Source organism: Streptomyces sp. NPDC002845 (assembly GCF_053591955.1).
Genome location: NZ_JBSFUU010000012.1, coordinates 36,833 through 51,717, shown reverse-complemented (window position 1 = coordinate 51,717; position 14,885 = coordinate 36,833). Strand labels below are relative to the sequence as shown.

General features: G+C 71.9%; 20 protein-coding genes. 3 read left to right on the top strand and 17 right to left on the bottom strand.

The window, feature by feature from the left end; translation table 11 throughout:
- Window positions 1–51 precede the first annotated feature (51 nt).
- From ACWD3C_RS11100 to ACWD3C_RS11020, 17 genes are all read right to left on the bottom strand, one after another.
- Complete coding sequence (locus ACWD3C_RS11100; RefSeq protein ID WP_451142411.1) at window positions 52–1,236, bottom strand: DNA adenine methylase; 1,185 nt, start codon at window positions 1,234–1,236, stop codon at window positions 52–54.
- The gene (locus tag ACWD3C_RS11095; protein WP_451142409.1) at window positions 1,233–1,460 is read right to left on the bottom strand and encodes a hypothetical protein; all 228 of its coding nucleotides are present in this window, start codon (window positions 1,458–1,460) and stop codon (window positions 1,233–1,235) included. The genes ACWD3C_RS11100 and ACWD3C_RS11095 overlap by 4 nt, the downstream gene beginning before the upstream one ends.
- Window positions 1,457–1,768 (bottom strand): hypothetical protein, encoded by a 312-nt coding sequence (locus ACWD3C_RS11090; protein WP_451142407.1) that lies wholly within the window; start codon window positions 1,766–1,768, stop codon window positions 1,457–1,459. The genes ACWD3C_RS11095 and ACWD3C_RS11090 overlap by 4 nt, the downstream gene beginning before the upstream one ends.
- Window positions 1,761–3,584, bottom strand: a complete 1,824-nt coding sequence (locus ACWD3C_RS11085; protein ID WP_451142405.1) for a zinc finger domain-containing protein — start codon at window positions 3,582–3,584, stop codon at window positions 1,761–1,763. Before ACWD3C_RS11085 ends, ACWD3C_RS11090 begins: the two co-directional genes overlap by 8 nt.
- Window positions 3,585–3,587: 3 nt before the next feature.
- Window positions 3,588–4,118, bottom strand: a complete 531-nt coding sequence (locus ACWD3C_RS11080) for a hypothetical protein (RefSeq protein WP_451142404.1) — start codon at window positions 4,116–4,118, stop codon at window positions 3,588–3,590.
- Window positions 4,115–4,432 (bottom strand): hypothetical protein, encoded by a 318-nt coding sequence (locus ACWD3C_RS11075; RefSeq protein WP_451142402.1) that lies wholly within the window; start codon window positions 4,430–4,432, stop codon window positions 4,115–4,117. The genes ACWD3C_RS11080 and ACWD3C_RS11075 overlap by 4 nt, the downstream gene beginning before the upstream one ends.
- Window positions 4,429–5,829 carry a hypothetical protein gene (locus ACWD3C_RS11070; RefSeq protein WP_451142400.1) on the bottom strand — a complete coding sequence of 467 codons (1,401 nt, stop codon included), beginning with the start codon at window positions 5,827–5,829 and terminating at the stop codon, window positions 4,429–4,431. The genes ACWD3C_RS11075 and ACWD3C_RS11070 overlap by 4 nt, the downstream gene beginning before the upstream one ends.
- Window positions 5,830–5,834: 5 nt before the next feature.
- Window positions 5,835–6,152 carry a hypothetical protein gene (locus ACWD3C_RS11065; RefSeq protein WP_451142398.1) on the bottom strand — a complete coding sequence of 106 codons (318 nt, stop codon included), beginning with the start codon at window positions 6,150–6,152 and terminating at the stop codon, window positions 5,835–5,837.
- A gap of 75 nt (window positions 6,153–6,227) precedes the next feature.
- Window positions 6,228–6,974: a hypothetical protein gene (locus tag ACWD3C_RS11060; protein ID WP_451142396.1), complete on the bottom strand. Its 747-nt coding sequence runs from the start codon at window positions 6,972–6,974 to the stop codon at window positions 6,228–6,230.
- Window positions 6,974–7,738, bottom strand: coding sequence for a hypothetical protein (locus ACWD3C_RS11055; RefSeq protein ID WP_451142394.1), 765 nt, complete (start codon window positions 7,736–7,738; stop codon window positions 6,974–6,976). The genes ACWD3C_RS11060 and ACWD3C_RS11055 overlap by 1 nt, the downstream gene beginning before the upstream one ends.
- Window positions 7,735–8,553 (bottom strand): hypothetical protein, encoded by an 819-nt coding sequence (locus ACWD3C_RS11050; protein WP_451142392.1) that lies wholly within the window; start codon window positions 8,551–8,553, stop codon window positions 7,735–7,737. Before ACWD3C_RS11050 ends, ACWD3C_RS11055 begins: the two co-directional genes overlap by 4 nt.
- Complete coding sequence (locus tag ACWD3C_RS11045) at window positions 8,550–9,203, bottom strand: hypothetical protein (RefSeq protein WP_451142390.1); 654 nt, start codon at window positions 9,201–9,203, stop codon at window positions 8,550–8,552. The genes ACWD3C_RS11050 and ACWD3C_RS11045 overlap by 4 nt, the downstream gene beginning before the upstream one ends.
- The gene (locus ACWD3C_RS11040; RefSeq protein WP_451142388.1) at window positions 9,197–9,475 is read right to left on the bottom strand and encodes a hypothetical protein; all 279 of its coding nucleotides are present in this window, start codon (window positions 9,473–9,475) and stop codon (window positions 9,197–9,199) included. Before ACWD3C_RS11040 ends, ACWD3C_RS11045 begins: the two co-directional genes overlap by 7 nt.
- Complete coding sequence (locus tag ACWD3C_RS11035) at window positions 9,469–10,050, bottom strand: hypothetical protein (protein ID WP_451142386.1); 582 nt, start codon at window positions 10,048–10,050, stop codon at window positions 9,469–9,471. The genes ACWD3C_RS11040 and ACWD3C_RS11035 overlap by 7 nt, the downstream gene beginning before the upstream one ends.
- A complete protein-coding gene (locus tag ACWD3C_RS11030; protein ID WP_451142384.1) occupies window positions 10,047–10,580 on the bottom strand; it encodes a hypothetical protein in 534 nt (177 codons plus the stop codon). The genes ACWD3C_RS11035 and ACWD3C_RS11030 overlap by 4 nt, the downstream gene beginning before the upstream one ends.
- A gap of 89 nt (window positions 10,581–10,669) precedes the next feature.
- Entirely contained in the window at window positions 10,670–10,972 is a 303-nt protein-coding gene (locus ACWD3C_RS11025) for a helix-turn-helix domain-containing protein (RefSeq protein WP_451142382.1), read from the bottom strand.
- Complete coding sequence (locus ACWD3C_RS11020; RefSeq protein WP_451142380.1) at window positions 10,969–11,199, bottom strand: helix-turn-helix domain-containing protein; 231 nt, start codon at window positions 11,197–11,199, stop codon at window positions 10,969–10,971. Before ACWD3C_RS11020 ends, ACWD3C_RS11025 begins: the two co-directional genes overlap by 4 nt.
- A gap of 517 nt (window positions 11,200–11,716) precedes the next feature.
- Here ACWD3C_RS11020 and ACWD3C_RS11015 point away from each other — a divergent pair.
- From ACWD3C_RS11015 to ACWD3C_RS11005, 3 genes are all read left to right on the top strand, one after another.
- Window positions 11,717–12,175: a hypothetical protein gene (locus ACWD3C_RS11015; RefSeq protein ID WP_451142378.1), complete on the top strand. Its 459-nt coding sequence runs from the start codon at window positions 11,717–11,719 to the stop codon at window positions 12,173–12,175.
- Between the two features lie 108 nt (window positions 12,176–12,283).
- Entirely contained in the window at window positions 12,284–12,529 is a 246-nt protein-coding gene (locus ACWD3C_RS11010) for a hypothetical protein (protein ID WP_451142376.1), read from the top strand.
- A 22-nt stretch (window positions 12,530–12,551) separates the two neighbouring features.
- Window positions 12,552–14,102: a LacI family DNA-binding transcriptional regulator gene (locus ACWD3C_RS11005; RefSeq protein ID WP_451142374.1), complete on the top strand. Its 1,551-nt coding sequence runs from the start codon at window positions 12,552–12,554 to the stop codon at window positions 14,100–14,102.
- Window positions 14,103–14,885 lie beyond the last annotated feature (783 nt).

Here is a 14,885-nt window from a genome sequence, read left to right as displayed (position 1 = left end):
GGTGTCCTTCGCGGGTTGTTGATCGGCGGGTTGGCGTGGGGCGGGATGGGCTCAGGCGGGCAGCGTCGCGGCGTCGGCGAAGAGGCTCAGGCGGGCAGCGAGCGGCCGGTTCGCCCACAGCACCTCGACGCGGCCCTTCGCCGTCTTCGCGTTGCCGGTCATCGACGCCTGCTCGTAGCGGTGCCAGCCGTCGTACAGGTCGCCGTACAGCGGGCTGTCGTAGCCGGACAGGACGACCGAGGCCTTGCAGCCGGCGAGCGCGGCCGCAAGCTCCTCGTGCTCCTGCTCGGTCTTCATCTCGTGCCGGTACCGCGTCGTCGCCTCCCGGGTCGTGCCGAGATAGGGCGGGTCGACGTACAGCAGCACCTCGGCGTGGCGCCCGTACTTGGCGATCAGGTCGAGGGCAGGCATGCACTCCAGGGACACCGCGTGCAGACGTTCGGCTACTGCGGCCATGCGGTCGACGTAGCCGTCCAGGTAGGCGGGCATGCCGAAGTAGCCCTTGGCGCCGGGGTTGACGTAGTGACGCCAGCCGTTCTTGCGGAGCTGGCCGCCGAGGGACTGCGAGAGACGCACCCAGACGCGGCGGGCCTGTTCCAGTTCGTCCGTGGTCGGCTCGTGGGCGGCGAGCATCTCGGCGCGGCCGTGAGGGGTGAGCGCGCAGACGCGGATCAGGTCGTCGGGGCGGTCGCGGAGGATTCGCCAGAACAGCATCAGTTCACCGTCGAGGTCGTTGACGGTCTCCATCCGCGACGGGCGCTTGGCGAAGAGGACGGAGAGGCTGCCGCAGTAGGGCTCGACGTAGTGCCCGTGGGCGGGCAGCAGGGAGGCGATCCATGGGGCGATGGTCTGCTTCGATCCGAAGTACGGGACGGGGCTCTTCATGGGGTCTCCTGGCGGGCTGGTGGTTACGGGAGTTGCTGTGGGCGTGTGGGAGTCGGCGGGGGCGTCGTCGCCGTCGCTGCTGTCGTTGTCGGCGGTGGTGAGGAGGTCGCGGAGCGCGGCGATCGCCTCCGGCTGCCCGGCCGGCAGGGCAGGGAGCGCGCGGCGTTCCTTGCGGATCAGGCCGCCCCACACACCGTTCGGCGCGTCATGTACGAGCGCGTCGTACAGGCACTCGGCGCGTACCGGGCAGCGGCGGCAGATGGCTTGCGCCGCCGCGGGGTTGGGCCGGTGGAAGAGGCGAAGGTCGCTGCCGGTGCACGCGGCCTGCTCACGCCAGCCGGTGCTGTTCATCCGGGCCTGCCCGGGCGGCCGACGACGTAGCCGGAGATGCCCTCCAGCAGCGCGGCCAGGTTCCTGGCCTGCTCGGCCGGGGTGCAGGGCTGGTAGTGGAGCGGCAGTTCGGGCGGATCGGCGCGCAGCCTCGGCGCGCGCCAGGCCGTGCCGGTGGGGTGGTCCTCGGCCGGCACGTCGTGCGCCTGGTCGTGCTCGGGCGGCGGGGCCTGGGCGGTGGTCATCGGGGCCACCGCCAGGTGCCGGGCCGGACGGTGGCGCGTCGTCCGGGCCTGCTCGAGGGCCGTGGCCTGGGCCGGGGGTTGGCGCAGGTGGCCGCGTGGGGCATGGCCCGCCACTCGGTTCCCTCGAGGCGGTCCCGCTCGCCATGCAGGACGCGGACGCGGAGGGTGCCGGTGCCGTCCCGGTAGACGGCCAGGTTTCCGTTGTCGTCGGAGTCGGCGTTGATGGCCTGGCGGCGGCCGTTGACGGTGATGGCCCACCTGATCCGGGCCAGGCAGCTGTCGCACATCGCGACGTCGTGGTCAGACATGGGTTCCTCCCGGCGGCTCGGCGGCAGTCGTGCGGGCGGTGTGGGGTGTCGTGCGGCGGCGGCCGCGCGGAGTGGTGCAGGGCTGGCCCTCCTCGGCGAGACAGCCGGGTGTGGGGCAGGCGATGGCGAGCGCCCCGGTCACCAGGTGCCGGCCGGTCGCGGCACGGAAATCGGCGGGCATGTAGTCGTCGGGCATGGGCGCCTCCTTGGCGGCGTGGCGGAACGGGACGGGCGGTGCGGACCGCGAGGGCATGGGCATGGCTGCGGCAGTGAGTTGGCCGTGCGGCTGCTGCTCGTGGACCAGGCCCCCGGCGGTACGGCGGGCGCGGAGCTCGGCGAGCCGGTCGTCCCACGCGCGGGCCTGGCGCCAGTGCTCCCTGGTGGCCTGCCGGTTGAGGGCGCAGGCCTCGCACGGTTCGCCTGTGGGCCAGACGCGGCCGCTCTCGCAGAGCGGGAGGCCGCACCCCTGGTGGCGGATGCCGACCTCGAGGAGCCAGGCGGCGACGTCGCGGATGGGTCCGGCGTCGCGGTAGCGGGCTCCGATGCGGGCGGCCATCCGCTCGGGGGTCATGAGGGTGGTGGCGGCCTGGTCGAGCTGGTGGCCGATCTCGCGGGCGGCCTTGCGCAGCACGAACCGGTTGGCGTCGTCGAGGAGGTGGCGGACGGGGGCGAGGCTGGTGTGGATGCGCCGGGTCCAGGACAGCTCCGGCCCGGTGTACGGGGGCTTGCCGGAGGGCTGAGGGGCGGGGCGGGTGCCGCGCGGAGCGCGAGAGGTGCCCGGCCCGAACGTGCCGTCGGCGAGATCGTGCGCGTCGGTCGCGGGCTTACTACCGGTCACTCGCCTACGGCGGGAACCACCCACCTCCTTGGGCGCACAACTCTCGTCAGTAACAGCCTGCTGGTCTTCCTTGATCGCGAGGGATCCGCCGTCGGCGTCCGGACCGGACCCGCCATGGTTGTCCGCACCAGGCGCCTCGGACACCGCGACCGCGGCCGCTTCTGTCTCTGCGTCCGGGCTGGTGTCCGGGCCGGGCATGGGGCCGAAGCCGAGCTCCAGCTCGAGCTGTACGGGCTCGTCCGGGGCGGGAGCAGCCGGGGCGGCGGGTGTGGCGGGGCGGAGGGGGTGGGGGTTGACCGTGACGGTGTTGCGGCCCTGGTAGCCGGTGCGGTGGCCGACGCTGGCCCAGCCGGAGGCCTCGAGGTCGCGGACGATGCGGCGTGCGGTGCGCTCGCTGAGCGGCTGTCCGGCGCTCTCACCCTGGTGGTGGAACAGTTCGCCGGCCAGCTCGGCGGCGGTGGGCTCGTAGCCGGGGTGGTACTTGGCGGCGTGGGCCATGAGGAGGGCGGCGCGCAGGCGGCGCGGGTCGAGGGCGTCGCACATCGCCACCGACACGGTGACGAAGCGTTCACCGTCGCGGACGGGGCGGACTTCGCGGATCGCGGTCCGGCCGATCCCGGTAGCGCGGGTCATCCGTTGGGTGACGAACTCCGGCGGGCCGCCGTCCGGTCCGGGCGTGCGGCCTTCGGTCAGAGCGCGTTCGAAGTCGCGGACGGACAGGCCGCAGAAGCGGGCCATCTGCCGCACCGACGCGTTGCAGTGCTCCTCGTTGGTGTCGACGTCGAGGGCCGCCGCCTTGGCCCACGCCTTGACGAAAACGTCCGAGTAGTGGGAGCCACGGTAGACACGCTCGGGGATCTCTACCTGCTGGAGGGCGCGGCGCTGGGGGCGGCGGGGGCGCACGCGTTGGGCAGCACGTCCGGCCCCGCCACGAAGGTGGCGGGGCTCGGCGGCGGCGAACGCGTGCGCGGCGGTCATGGGTCAGGCAGCGCCGTCGCCGTGGGTCTGCGCGTGGCGGGCGCGGAGGTGGTCGAGGACCTGGGCGGGCACGCACAGCTGGAGGACGTCCTCGCCGGCGTGCGGGCCGACCGTGAGGACGCGGCTGCGCAGCCAGCCCTGCTGGGTGAGGACCTGGACCTGCTCGTGGGCGGTGTCCATGGTCAGGCCGGTGGCGTAGGACAGCTGTCGCAGTCCGGGCTTCTCGCAGGCGCGGATACGGCCGGTGCGGAAGTTGGAGAAGGACAGCAGGCTCAGGGCGACGAGGCGGGCCTCGGGCCGCAGGCGGCTGATGCGGATGGCCTGCGCGTACATCGAGCGCATGACCTCGCCGTCGCGGAGCTTGCCGGGGGCGGGGATGTCCGACGCGGTGTCAGGCGCCGGGCTGGGGGCGGGTATGGCCGCTTCCTCGGCGGCGGCCGGGACCGGCGGGGCGGGCGGGGGTGTCGGCGTGGTGGGCGGGTTGTGCCGGGTGGCGAGGTCGGCCGGACTCGGCCGACGCGCTGCGGTGGTCATAGGTTGAGGTCCTTCCGGTGGTCGACCGCGGCCTGCGCGGCCCGGTACACGTGCGGGGTTGAGCGGCGTTTGCCGGAGGCGACGGCGCGGGCGTCGTGGACACGGGAGTCGTTGAGAGGGCTGGGTGTCGTCCACGCCCCTGCGGGGAGGCCGGGCCCGGGTGGGGGTTCGGGTTTCCCGGCGAGGGCGCTGGGGGTGTGGAGGGGGCAGCGGGGGCCGGTGAGGTAGCGGCGGACGTTCTCGATGGACCGGCAGTGCCGGTGCTCGGCGCCGATCCAGTGCCGGCACTCCGGGACCGCCCGCTCCCCGCTCACCCCTCGCCGTCCCCGGAGCCGTCCTCGTCGCCGCCGTCGAAGTGCGGGCTGTCCCAGTCGGGTTCGTCGGGCTCGGGGTGCAGGGAGGCGGGGTCACGGCCGTCGTCGGCAGCGTCGGACTCCGTGAGGGCGGCCAGGGCCGCCTGCTTGTACGCGGTGACGTGGCCGCACGGCCACGGGTCCGACCGGTGCCCGGCGGGGGCCGGGTCGGCCTGCGGCTCGTACCCGCCGCCCTCGATGCGTTCCTCGGCCGCGGCCTGGTGCTCGGTGCAGGCGTAGATCACGCCGTGGTGCGTCCCGAGCTCCCCTGGCCCGGGGGTTTCCGCCCGGACGAGCAGCGAGGCACCCGCACCGCACTCCCAGCCGGTGTGTCCGTCGGCCGACGCCTTCCCGGGCGTCCGGCGCAGCTCGGCGGCGTAGCGCGCGGACCCCGCTTTCACGGCCGGCCGGGGCTCCGGGCTGCCGCGCCGCTCCTCAACACCGGCCACGGCCTCGGCCGGCACCTCGTCGGCCGGGCCGTCGTCCTCGGTGTCCTGGAGGTCCGGGGCGTCGTCCGGGTCGTCGATGTGGGCGGTGAGGATGACCCGGGCGCTGCCGTTGCTCGCGCCGTTGCCGGACAGGCGGAGGTAGGTGTGGCCGGGACGGACGTTCCCCCAGGGGTCGCGGATGGGGCCGGGCCGGTAGTCCTCGCCGGTGTCCTCGGCATCCGTGTCGAGGACGGTCTGCCAGGCGCCCAGCACCTGCCGGGCGCGGGCCACGGTGAGCATGTCGAGGTCGGCCAACGCGATGCCGTCGCCGTCCCGCTTGCCGCTGACGATCTTCTTGAACTCCCAGGGCAGGGGCGGCAGGTGCGGGTGGACGACCTCGAGCGACGACAGCCACAGCAACGCGCTGTTGTCCGCGTACGCGGCATCGCTGAGCCGGTCGGCCTTGTGCGCGACCCAGCTCTCTCCCGCCCGGTGCTTGGACGCGTACACGTCGGTGGCTTTCCAGCCGCAGGAGCAGGCCGCGGTATAGCCGTCGACGTGGGTGTAGCAGCCGCGCTTGACCGGGTTGTGGGAGGCGACCTGCTGGGTGTGGCCGGTGAGGCGGCCGAAAGAGCGGACCGTGCGGCGGATACGGATCTGGGTGGAGGCGGCGAGGCGGCGGGTGTGCAGCGGGGGCTCGTCCAGCTCGCCCCGCCGGCGGCCGGGCGGGCGGCAGATGATGTGCCCGGGCGGGTCGCCGGCCAGGTCCCACAGGCGGCGGCGCTGGACGATCTCGCGGACGTGGACGGGGCCGTCGGTGCTGTCGATGACGTCGCCGAGGAGGACCTCGTCGGCGCGGGCGAGCAGGGTGACGGGCGGGGCGCCGAAGATACGGGTGTAGTCCGGGACCGGGCGCGTCTCGAGGCTCATCTCGCTCACCGGGCACCGCCGTTGTGCACGACGCGGCCGTCACGGACGATCGTCAGGCGCTCCGGGCCGGCCTCGGCCCACGCCCCGTAGAGGGGGTCGGTGGTGCGCTCGACGGCGAAGTCCCCCACGAACGCGCCCTCGGCGTCGGAGGCGGGGTGGGTGGTGGCGAAGAGGTTCATGCTCATCAGGCCGTCACCGGCGTCGCTGATGAGGTAGGTCTCGTCATGGGCGGGCAGGGCGGTGGATGCCGGGTAGTGGACGTGGACCACGTCGCCGGGGCGCAGCGGGTGCCAGGGTGCGGAGGTGAGGTCGCGGTCGACCATGTTGGGTTCCTTCGCTTGGGTTGGTGGCCGGTCGGGCGGCACGGTCGTCAGGTCACGTGCCGCCCGACCGGCGGCTCAGGCGGTCGAGGGTGTGCGGTAGCCGGCGAGGGCTTCGGCCCAGCACGCGTCGGCGTCGGCGTCGGCGGTGTTGGGCGGTGTGGTGGGGCGGGGCCAGGCGTGGCCGTACGCCTCCTCGTGGCGGGCTGCGATGGCGCGGGCGGCGTCCGGGCCGCAGCGGATCTCGCCGCGCTGGATCTGGCCGAGGACGCGTTCGGTGTCCGGGGACAGGGGTGTGTGGCTGTTGGTGCGGGGCGGCGTCGAGGTGGTGCGGCCGGTGTAGCGGGCCTCGACGAGGACGCCGTCCCCGTCCTCGGCGGGGCGGGTGCGTGTCTCGTAGGAGCCGGGCGGCCCGTACACGCGGAAGGAGCCGATCGCGTCGCGGATGTGCCGGGCGGCGTCGCGGGCGCCAACAGATGAGGGGTAGGTGTGGACGGTGCCCCACTGGCCAGGCTGGGCGTAGAGGCGGTGGGCGGTGGCGGGGTGGTTGGCGCGAGCAGTGGACGCCGTCCCGGACGGCTGGGTGCCGACCGGGATGTCCTTCTCCTCGCCCTGCTGCCGGGGGTCGATGTGGGTCAGCGCGATGCCACCGGCGCAGCCCTCGACCTTCACGACCGGCTCACCGTGACCCAGCTCCCACGCGGCGCTGCGTGTACGGGTGTCGAGCCTCCGGGCCATGGTCGGGAAGTCCTCCGGGCGGACGCCGGGGTAGGCGGTCACCGGAGTACCGACCGGGTACCGGGCGTTGAACTGCTCGGCATCCATCACGCACCGCCCGTCTCGGGCAGGTCCCGGGGCACGCGGTAGTCGTGGTGCAGCGGCGAGTCGTGCGGGTCCTCCACGGCGGCGCGCTGTCCGGCGAGCAGGGCCCGCAGCTGCTGCACCTGTGGCGTCACGTCCTCGTCGTGCGCAGGGTCCGACGCGGTGCGGCCGCATGTCTTACAGTCGGGCAGTCGTCGCTTCGCGTCGCTCTCGCCCTGGTACTCGTGCTCGAACGGGTGCGGCTTGTCCGCCGACACCTCCACCGACGGACCCGGCGCCGTGTTGTGCGCGTGCTGTGTCTCCGCGATCAGCCGCCACCGGCCGCACGTCGCCTCTATCTCGGCGAGGGCGGCTGCGCCGTCGTACCCGACGACGGACGCGGTGAGGTCGGCGAGGAATTCCTCCAAGTCCTCGTCGTCCATGAGCGCGGCCCACGGCAAGGCGGGCGGATACGAGCCAGCCGGGCGCTTCGTGGCCTCCGGGACGTCGAGCTTCTCCAGCTCCAACTGGGCTTCCAGCAACTCGACGGACATCGGTAGCTTCTCCTGCCGCATGACCTCGATGGCCACCTGGTAGCCCGTACGGCGCTGCGCGGCAGCCTCGACCTCCAACTCGGCGAGCCGAGCCCGCAGCTGGTCAACCGTGTCGAGCGCCCGGAACAGGGCGGTCTGAACACTGGCCCAGGGAGACGGCTCCGGACCCACAGGCATAGGCAGCGCGCCCATCAGCTCCACTGCGGCGGCCAACTCCGCGTTCCTGGCGGTCACTGGGGCTCACCGCCCTCGGCGGCCTCGGCCGACTGGTTCTGCTCGGCGCGCCAGGCGGCGGCCTCCTCGTCGGGCAGCTTGGTGTAGCCCCGTAGTTCTACGGCGATGCCGGCGGCGGTCGTGCCGCGTGCGAGGGCGTGCTCGATGACGTACGAGTACGGGGCGGGTGTGCTGCTGATCGAGGTGGTCACCTCGGCGCCCAGCGCGGTCGCGACCTGCCGGAGCTCGGCCACACCGGCGGTACTGAAGTTGACCTCGGCCGAGCCGCCGCCGCCTTCGTGACCGAAGCAGCTGAGGTACGTGACGGTCAGGCCGGCGCCCGGGTGCTCGGCCATCAGGCGGCGGACCGCGTGGGCCACGCGTGCGGTGCGGCTCTCCCATCCGTCGAACGCGGTGAGCGGGCCGGGCGCCGCGTCCCCGTCGGGGGCCTGGTGCTGGTCGTCTTCCTGGTGGAGGAGTTCGCCGAGCTTGGTCAGGCCGGGGACCTCGTTGATGCGGTCGTGTCCGCACGCGCTGCACGGCTGGACGAGTTCGAACGTGGCGATCTCATCGTCGGTGGTGTACCGGTAGCGCAGGTACTCCAGGCGTCCCGGGGCGAGCGGCGCGGTCGCCTCCTCGATGTCGTCCGGTAGGTCGTCCGGGGAGGTGTACGTCCAGTCCAGCTGCTCGGCGGCCTCGCCGAAGCGGTTCGTTGCCGTCTTGCGGGCCGAGGTCAGGAAGGACTCGCGGTTCTCCTGGTACCGCGCGTCGAGCTCGTCTTGAGCGGACCCGATGTACTCGGTGTAGGTGGTCTGGGCGAGTTCGATGAGGTTCATACGGCGACCACCAGGGGCTGCTGCTGGGCGGGGTCGATGGCCGCGGCGATCCATGCGGCGGCCTGCTCGGGGCTGGTGTGGTCGGTGGTGCGGCGGCCCCAGGCCAGCCGGTGTACCTGCCCGGCGAGCCGGGGCGGGGGCGGCACCGGGCTCGCGGCGGCCCACCAGCGCAGTGCGCCGCGGTCGGTGCGGTGGCGGCCGATCGCCCCCACACAGTCCTCGGGGGTGAGGCAGTCCACCAACTCGGTGGTGGCGAGGTACTCGTGGGGCTTGTCGTCCTGCCCCGACTTGCCCGGCCCCCAGCCGTAGAGGACGGGTCGGCTGGGCCACAGGTACAGGCCGGCCACCTTGCGCGGGGGCTGGCCGTAGCCGATGGCCTCGGTCGTGGTGGTCTGCCGGGTCAGGCCTGCGCCGGTGATGAGGTGGGCGGTGCCGCAGGAGCGGCAGATGGCGCGGACGGTGACGCGGTCGAAGGTGTCGCCGTGGCCGCAGTCCTCGAGGGGGCAGCCGTGGCGGGTGGTGCCGGGCTGGCCGAGGGGGTGGGCGCCGGTGTCGTGGCGGACGTCGATCTCCCAGCCCGCGGTCGGGCTGGTGCAGGTGGTGGTGTGGGTGAGCTGGTCCCACCCGAAGTAGGCCTCTTCGATCAGCATGTGGGGTGTCCCTTGGCGTGGCGTGCGCGGTGGGGTTGCACGGTGGTGAGCTGGACGGTCTCGTCGGGCGCGGTGGGCTGGCTGTGCGGGCGGTGGTCCGCTCGTGCGGTGGGGAACAGCGGGGTGGTGGTCCGGTGTGATGGCTCGACGGGGGTGTAGGTGGTGAACTCGTCGACGAGGCGCTTCACGAGGAGGGCGATGAGGAGCCAGGCGCCGCTGGTGGCGAGGACGATCCCGAAGACGACGGCCGGGTCGCTGGTGGTGGTCACCATGGGTGGCCGCCGATCACTCCGGCCAGACGGGCCGCGGCCTTGTCCTGCAGGAGGGCGGGGACGCCGTAGCCGCGCAGCTGGATGGTGACGCCCCTGTAGTGGCCGGTCGCGGTGACCGCGTCGCCGTGCGTCCGGACGGAGTCGATGGCGACGTTGAGGCGGTGGAGCCACCAGCGCCAGTCTTCGAGGGCCTCCGGCCGTACGGTCAGGCCGAGGGTGGCCGGGTCGGGTACGTCGGTCGCGGTCACGTCCGGCTGGCTCGCACCCAGTTTCTGTGCGAGGACGGCGGCCGCGGAGTCGAGGTCGACATCGAGGCCGATGCGGGAGGTGCAGCCCGCGTACTCGGTCACCTCCGTCTCGGCGGCGGTGTCCGTGCTGGTGCCGTCGGCAGGGACCGTGTACGGGACGGGCTCAAGCTCGGCGACCGTGGCGTCGGCCTGGGCGAGCATCGCCTTGATGACGGGGGTGAGCTCGACGGCCAGGTCGTCGGTCTGCTTGTCGCTGAGCGGGAGATCCAGGACGGCGATTGCAGTGGCCAGGCGGTCCCGGACCTTGTGCTGGAGGTGGCGGCTCACCGGTCACCCCCGGCGGCCTGGTCCTGCACGGTGTCGGCGACGGCGGGGACGTGCGCGACGACGCTCGAGCCCAACGGGACGGGCACCGGCACGACTACGGCCGGGACGGACTCCGCAGGAGCGACCGTCGGCGTGGTGTCCGTGGCCTGCGCGGGCGGCTGGCTCAGGTGCTCGAGCTGGTCGGCCTCGTCGCGGGTGAGGAGCGTCCAAGCCCAGACCTCAATGCCCTCGGTGCGGGTGCGGACCTCGGCGTAGATGCCGGGGCTGCGGTCGCTGGGCTGGATCGTGAGGGGCTGGTCGGCGCGGGCGGCGATCTCGAGGACGCCGGAGACGTCGTGGCTCCAGTAGATGTGCACGCTGTACTCGCCGGTCAGCTCGCGCTTGATCGAGATGTCGCGGGGCAGCGTGGTCAGCTGGTCGATGATGCGGCCGGCCAGAGCGTACGCGTCCTTGATCGACGGCAGCGGGACGGCGGGAGCTCTGGTCTCGGAGGGTGCGGTCAGAGTGGCGGGCTGGGTAACCTGTTCCACGGTGATCCTCATTTCTCAGTGGTGAGGTGATCCGTTGAAGGGGCTGACTCGGACCCGGCACGGTCCGGGCGGCCCCGTTTCTCGTGCCGTCAGCCGACGCGGCGGCGAGGAGGCTTGGCCACCAAGCGCACGACCGGCGCGGGCTGTGTCTGCGGCTGTCTGGTACGGCGAGGGCGGGCCGCCGCGGGCGCGACTTCCTGCGGTTCGGGCGCAGCGGTCTGCTCGATCTGCTTCATCAGGGCATCCATCTGGGCGCGGCTGAGACGCCACGCGCCGGCGACCTTCTGCGCCGGGATCCGGCCATTGCGGGCCTGCTCGCACACCCAGTAGGCGGAGACGCCGAGTGCGTCGGCGACCTCCTTGGCGGTGTAGAGCAGTCGCGGCAGGCTCACGCGGCACCCCTGGCCGTGGCGTTGGCCTGCGCGGCGAGGTACTTCTCGATGTCCGCGATGCTGGACACGATCCGGCCGTTCAGGCGCCACGTACGCGGGCCGCGTCCCTGGTTGCGCCAAGTGCGGATCGTGCCGGGGCGGACCCCGAGTCGCGTGGCGATACCAGGGCCGTCGTCCGTGTCGTGGACGTAGATGAGTCCGAGTGGGGGGCTCGGTCGTGACGGCATTCGTCCTCCTTGATGGTTCCGGGTTGGCGCATGTTGCGCGGATCGGGAGACGTGGGGGGCACGAAAAGGACGAGGACCGCGACGCCGACGGCCTCCGAGATGCGGTGTGCGGCGTCCATGTCGCAGCTCTCGGTGCGCCCGGTGAGCAGATGCCCGACGAGTCCAGCTCCGAGCTGCGTCGCAGTAGCGAGAGTGCGCACCGTATAGGGGACTCCGCAGCCGGGTGTCTCCATGAGGCGTCGCAGCATGTCGGGATCTCTCAGTCGGTAGCGCACTTTCAACGTCATCTCCACTGCGGCTCGATCCATCTACAGCCATAGACACTATGGCATGAGCGTAGATGTGTCGTCTACGGATCGGCTGACTTTGCGCCTTGAATGCGCCCCCACCTCGGCGATTTACTAGACCTGTAGACGACGCGTCTACGACTGGAGAGGGTGTCGCAACACTCGCCAGCTACAGCACAGCCCACCCCCACACTGCGCGCGAGACGGGCGCACATCCCGGAGAGAGACCCATGAAGGCAGACGACCGCACTAACCCCGACGCGGTGGCCGTCCCCGAGCACCTCGCACGCGATCTGGACCGAGACGAGCTTTCCAGGCTGGTCCGCGAGGTGAACGACACCGGCGTCTCGTACGCGGCGATGGAGAAGCGCGCCCGGAAGGCCGGCTACCAGCTGAGCCGCTCGCAGTTCAACAAGATGGCAGCCAGGACGGTGACGAATCCGCCTGGCGAGAAGTACCTCCTCGCCCTCGCGGCGGGCCTCCAGAAGCCCTACCGGATCGTGGCGCGGGCCGCCGCGCGGCAGTACATGAACTTTGATTCGACAGAACTGTCGGGGTACGGCGACGACGTACGAGTCATCGTGGCGCACCTAGCCGGTATGGAGACGGACGATCAGCGGCGGTGGCGCGCGATGATCGAGGCGGACGAGCGCGCCAAGGCGCAGGGGGAGGACGACTCGGACGCCTAGAGTTTACGGTCCGCCCCTAGTGCGTAGACGCTCCGTATATGTATCGTGACCGAACTCGTGCGACGGCATATGCCATATGTGACGCTCGGGAACGATGTGGGGGGTTACGTGATCACATTCAGGCTGGGGCGGATCGAGAACGACGCTCCGATTTACGTGAAGGCGCACCGTCAGGGAGTGCACGTGATCCTCGACGAGACGGTGTTCACCGAGGAGCAGGCCGCAGCGCTGAACTGCGGGATGGCCGGCTGGCTGTCGATAGCCGACGTGTGGCAGCTGTGGAACGGCGAGATCGTCGACCTGAGCGAGGTCGGCCCCGAACCTCAGCTGAGGACGCGAGAACCCGCGCGCTAACCGCGCGGACGCAGGGGGATCAATGGCATGGACTGAGCAGCTCGTAGGCGGGTTCCGGGCACGCTACCGCGACGCCGCGGGCAAGAAGTGCTCGGTACTGGACGAGGCCGGGGCACCGCGGCTGTACCGCACCAAGTCCGAGGCACTGAAAGCAGCACGCGATGCCGAGGCTGACGTGCGCACCGGTCGACACCGCGATCCGAAGCTGGGCCTGGAGACGTTCGCCGAGTACGCGAACCGCTGGTACGAGGACCAGGACCTGGCTCCCTCGACGATGCAGAACTACAAGCACCACATCGAGGAGCACCTCCTGCCCCACTTCGGGGACCTGCCGCTCAAGCAGCTCGGCAAGGACGAGGTGCAGCGGTGGGAGCGCGCCGAGAAATCGGCAGGGTACGAGGCCTCCAGCATCAAGACCTGGCGCGGCACCCTGCACGTCATGCTCACCGATGCCGTAGACGAGGGACTCATAGCGTCCAACCCGGCCGCGAAGAAGCGAGGACGGGGACGGCGCGCCGGCAGATCGACACGGCGCAGCCCGGAGAAGGCCATCACCAGCGCGCTCGGAGCGCTCCTCGCAGCCGAGCGGGCCAGCCTCCTCTCCGGCCGGGACGACGAGTTCGTCCTCGTCGTGCTCGACACGTACACCGGCATGCGGTGGGGAGAGGTCGTCGGCCTGGAACGCGAGTACGTACGGGAGACCACGGTCCGGATCGAGTGGCAGCTGTACGAGCTGGACTCCGGGGAGCTCGACCGGTGCCCGCCGAAGGACGACTCGTACCGCACGCTGGACATCCCCTCGTGGCTGTCGCGGCTCCTGGCCGAGTTCCGCCAGGACCGCACGGCCACGAAGTGCACGTGCCACGGGAACGCCTACCTCTTCGGCGGGTACGGGGTGGCGAACGGCAAGAGCAAGGCGGCCGTCACGATGAAGGATGTCGCGAGCCGGGCAGAGGTCTCCGTCGGCACGGTCTCGAACGTCCTCAACCGGCCGGAGCGCGTAGTCGAGGCGACGCGCGAGCGGGTGGTGGCTGCGATGGCCGAGCTGGGCTACGTGCGCGGGGCAACAGCGGGCGATCACGCCGAACACCACCGGCGCAGCGGCTTCGCCACGTGGCTGTTCCAGCCCGCGGCCACCGGGTGGTACCCGCCGAAGGCGCCGCAGCCCCGGCGTCCCGTGCCCGTGCTGGCCGAGCCGTGGCCCGGGGTGCCGGCCCGCGGACGGGGCGCCGCCGCCCGGGCCGAGGCCTGCTGGGTGCCGGTGGCGAACGGGCTGACACCGCACGGGCTGAGGCATCTGCACAAGACGCTGATGGAGGATCTCGGGACACCTCCGAAGCTGATGGACGAGCGGATGGGACACCTCGACGGGTCGGTGCAGGCCCGGTACTCGCACGTGACGGATGCGATGCGGGAGCGGCTCATGGAGGGACTGACCGACGTGTGGGAGGACGCGCTCGACGCCAGGCTGGCGATGTGCCCACGGTCCGCTGTGCGGGTGCTGGACCGGCTCCTGGTGGAGCGGGCCGAGGGTGTTGCCCCGATCCGTCGGCTGCACGTCGCCAAGGGGTGATCTCGATTTTCGCCCCAGATCTGCCCCAGATAATCGCCCCAGCGGAGAAAGCGGATCTCAATTCCCGTGCGCCACCTGCGCGTTCTATGAAATGGGAGATCATATTCCTGACCTGAGATCTTCCTTCGGGACGAAGAGGTCGTGGGTTCAAATCCCGCCACCCCGACAGTGAAGTACCAGGTCAGGGGCCTGATCCGCATCGCGGGTCGGGCCCCTGAGTGCTTATGGGGGTCGTTTTGGACTACCTGTGCCGGGGCGGGCTGCTGAGCCGCTTCAGCGCCGGGACCTCGGCCGGGTCACCCGCAACAGGCGACTGCGGCGCCGGGGCAGGATCGACCGGGTCTCCGGAAGCCTGAAACAGGCCGTCGAGAAGACCAAGGTCGGCTTCAGGCGCAACGGAAGCGGCACCCGATGATGTACGACCAGTCACGCGCCCAGCAGCCCGCGGGCCGGACCCGGGGCCCCGCCGAGCGCCGTACCCCGGGCCCGGAGCCGCTGCTCCCGTCGACCGAAAGGGACAAGAGGGACAAGATCGTCCTGCGTCTCCGGCACGCCCTCAACACCTTCGCCGACACTCCGCGCGAGGCGTTGGAAGTTGGAAGAGGCCGGGAGCGCCTACGACGAAGCACCGCCCAGTTCGTGAGCGCCCTCGCGGAACGGCGGCGTCTCCTCCGCGCCGGGTGGCAGGAGCGGACCCCCGGAACACAGTCCGACGAACTCCGGCACGCGCTGAGGCAGTACCGGGAGATCACCCAACGACTGCTCCACATCCAGGCGGCCACT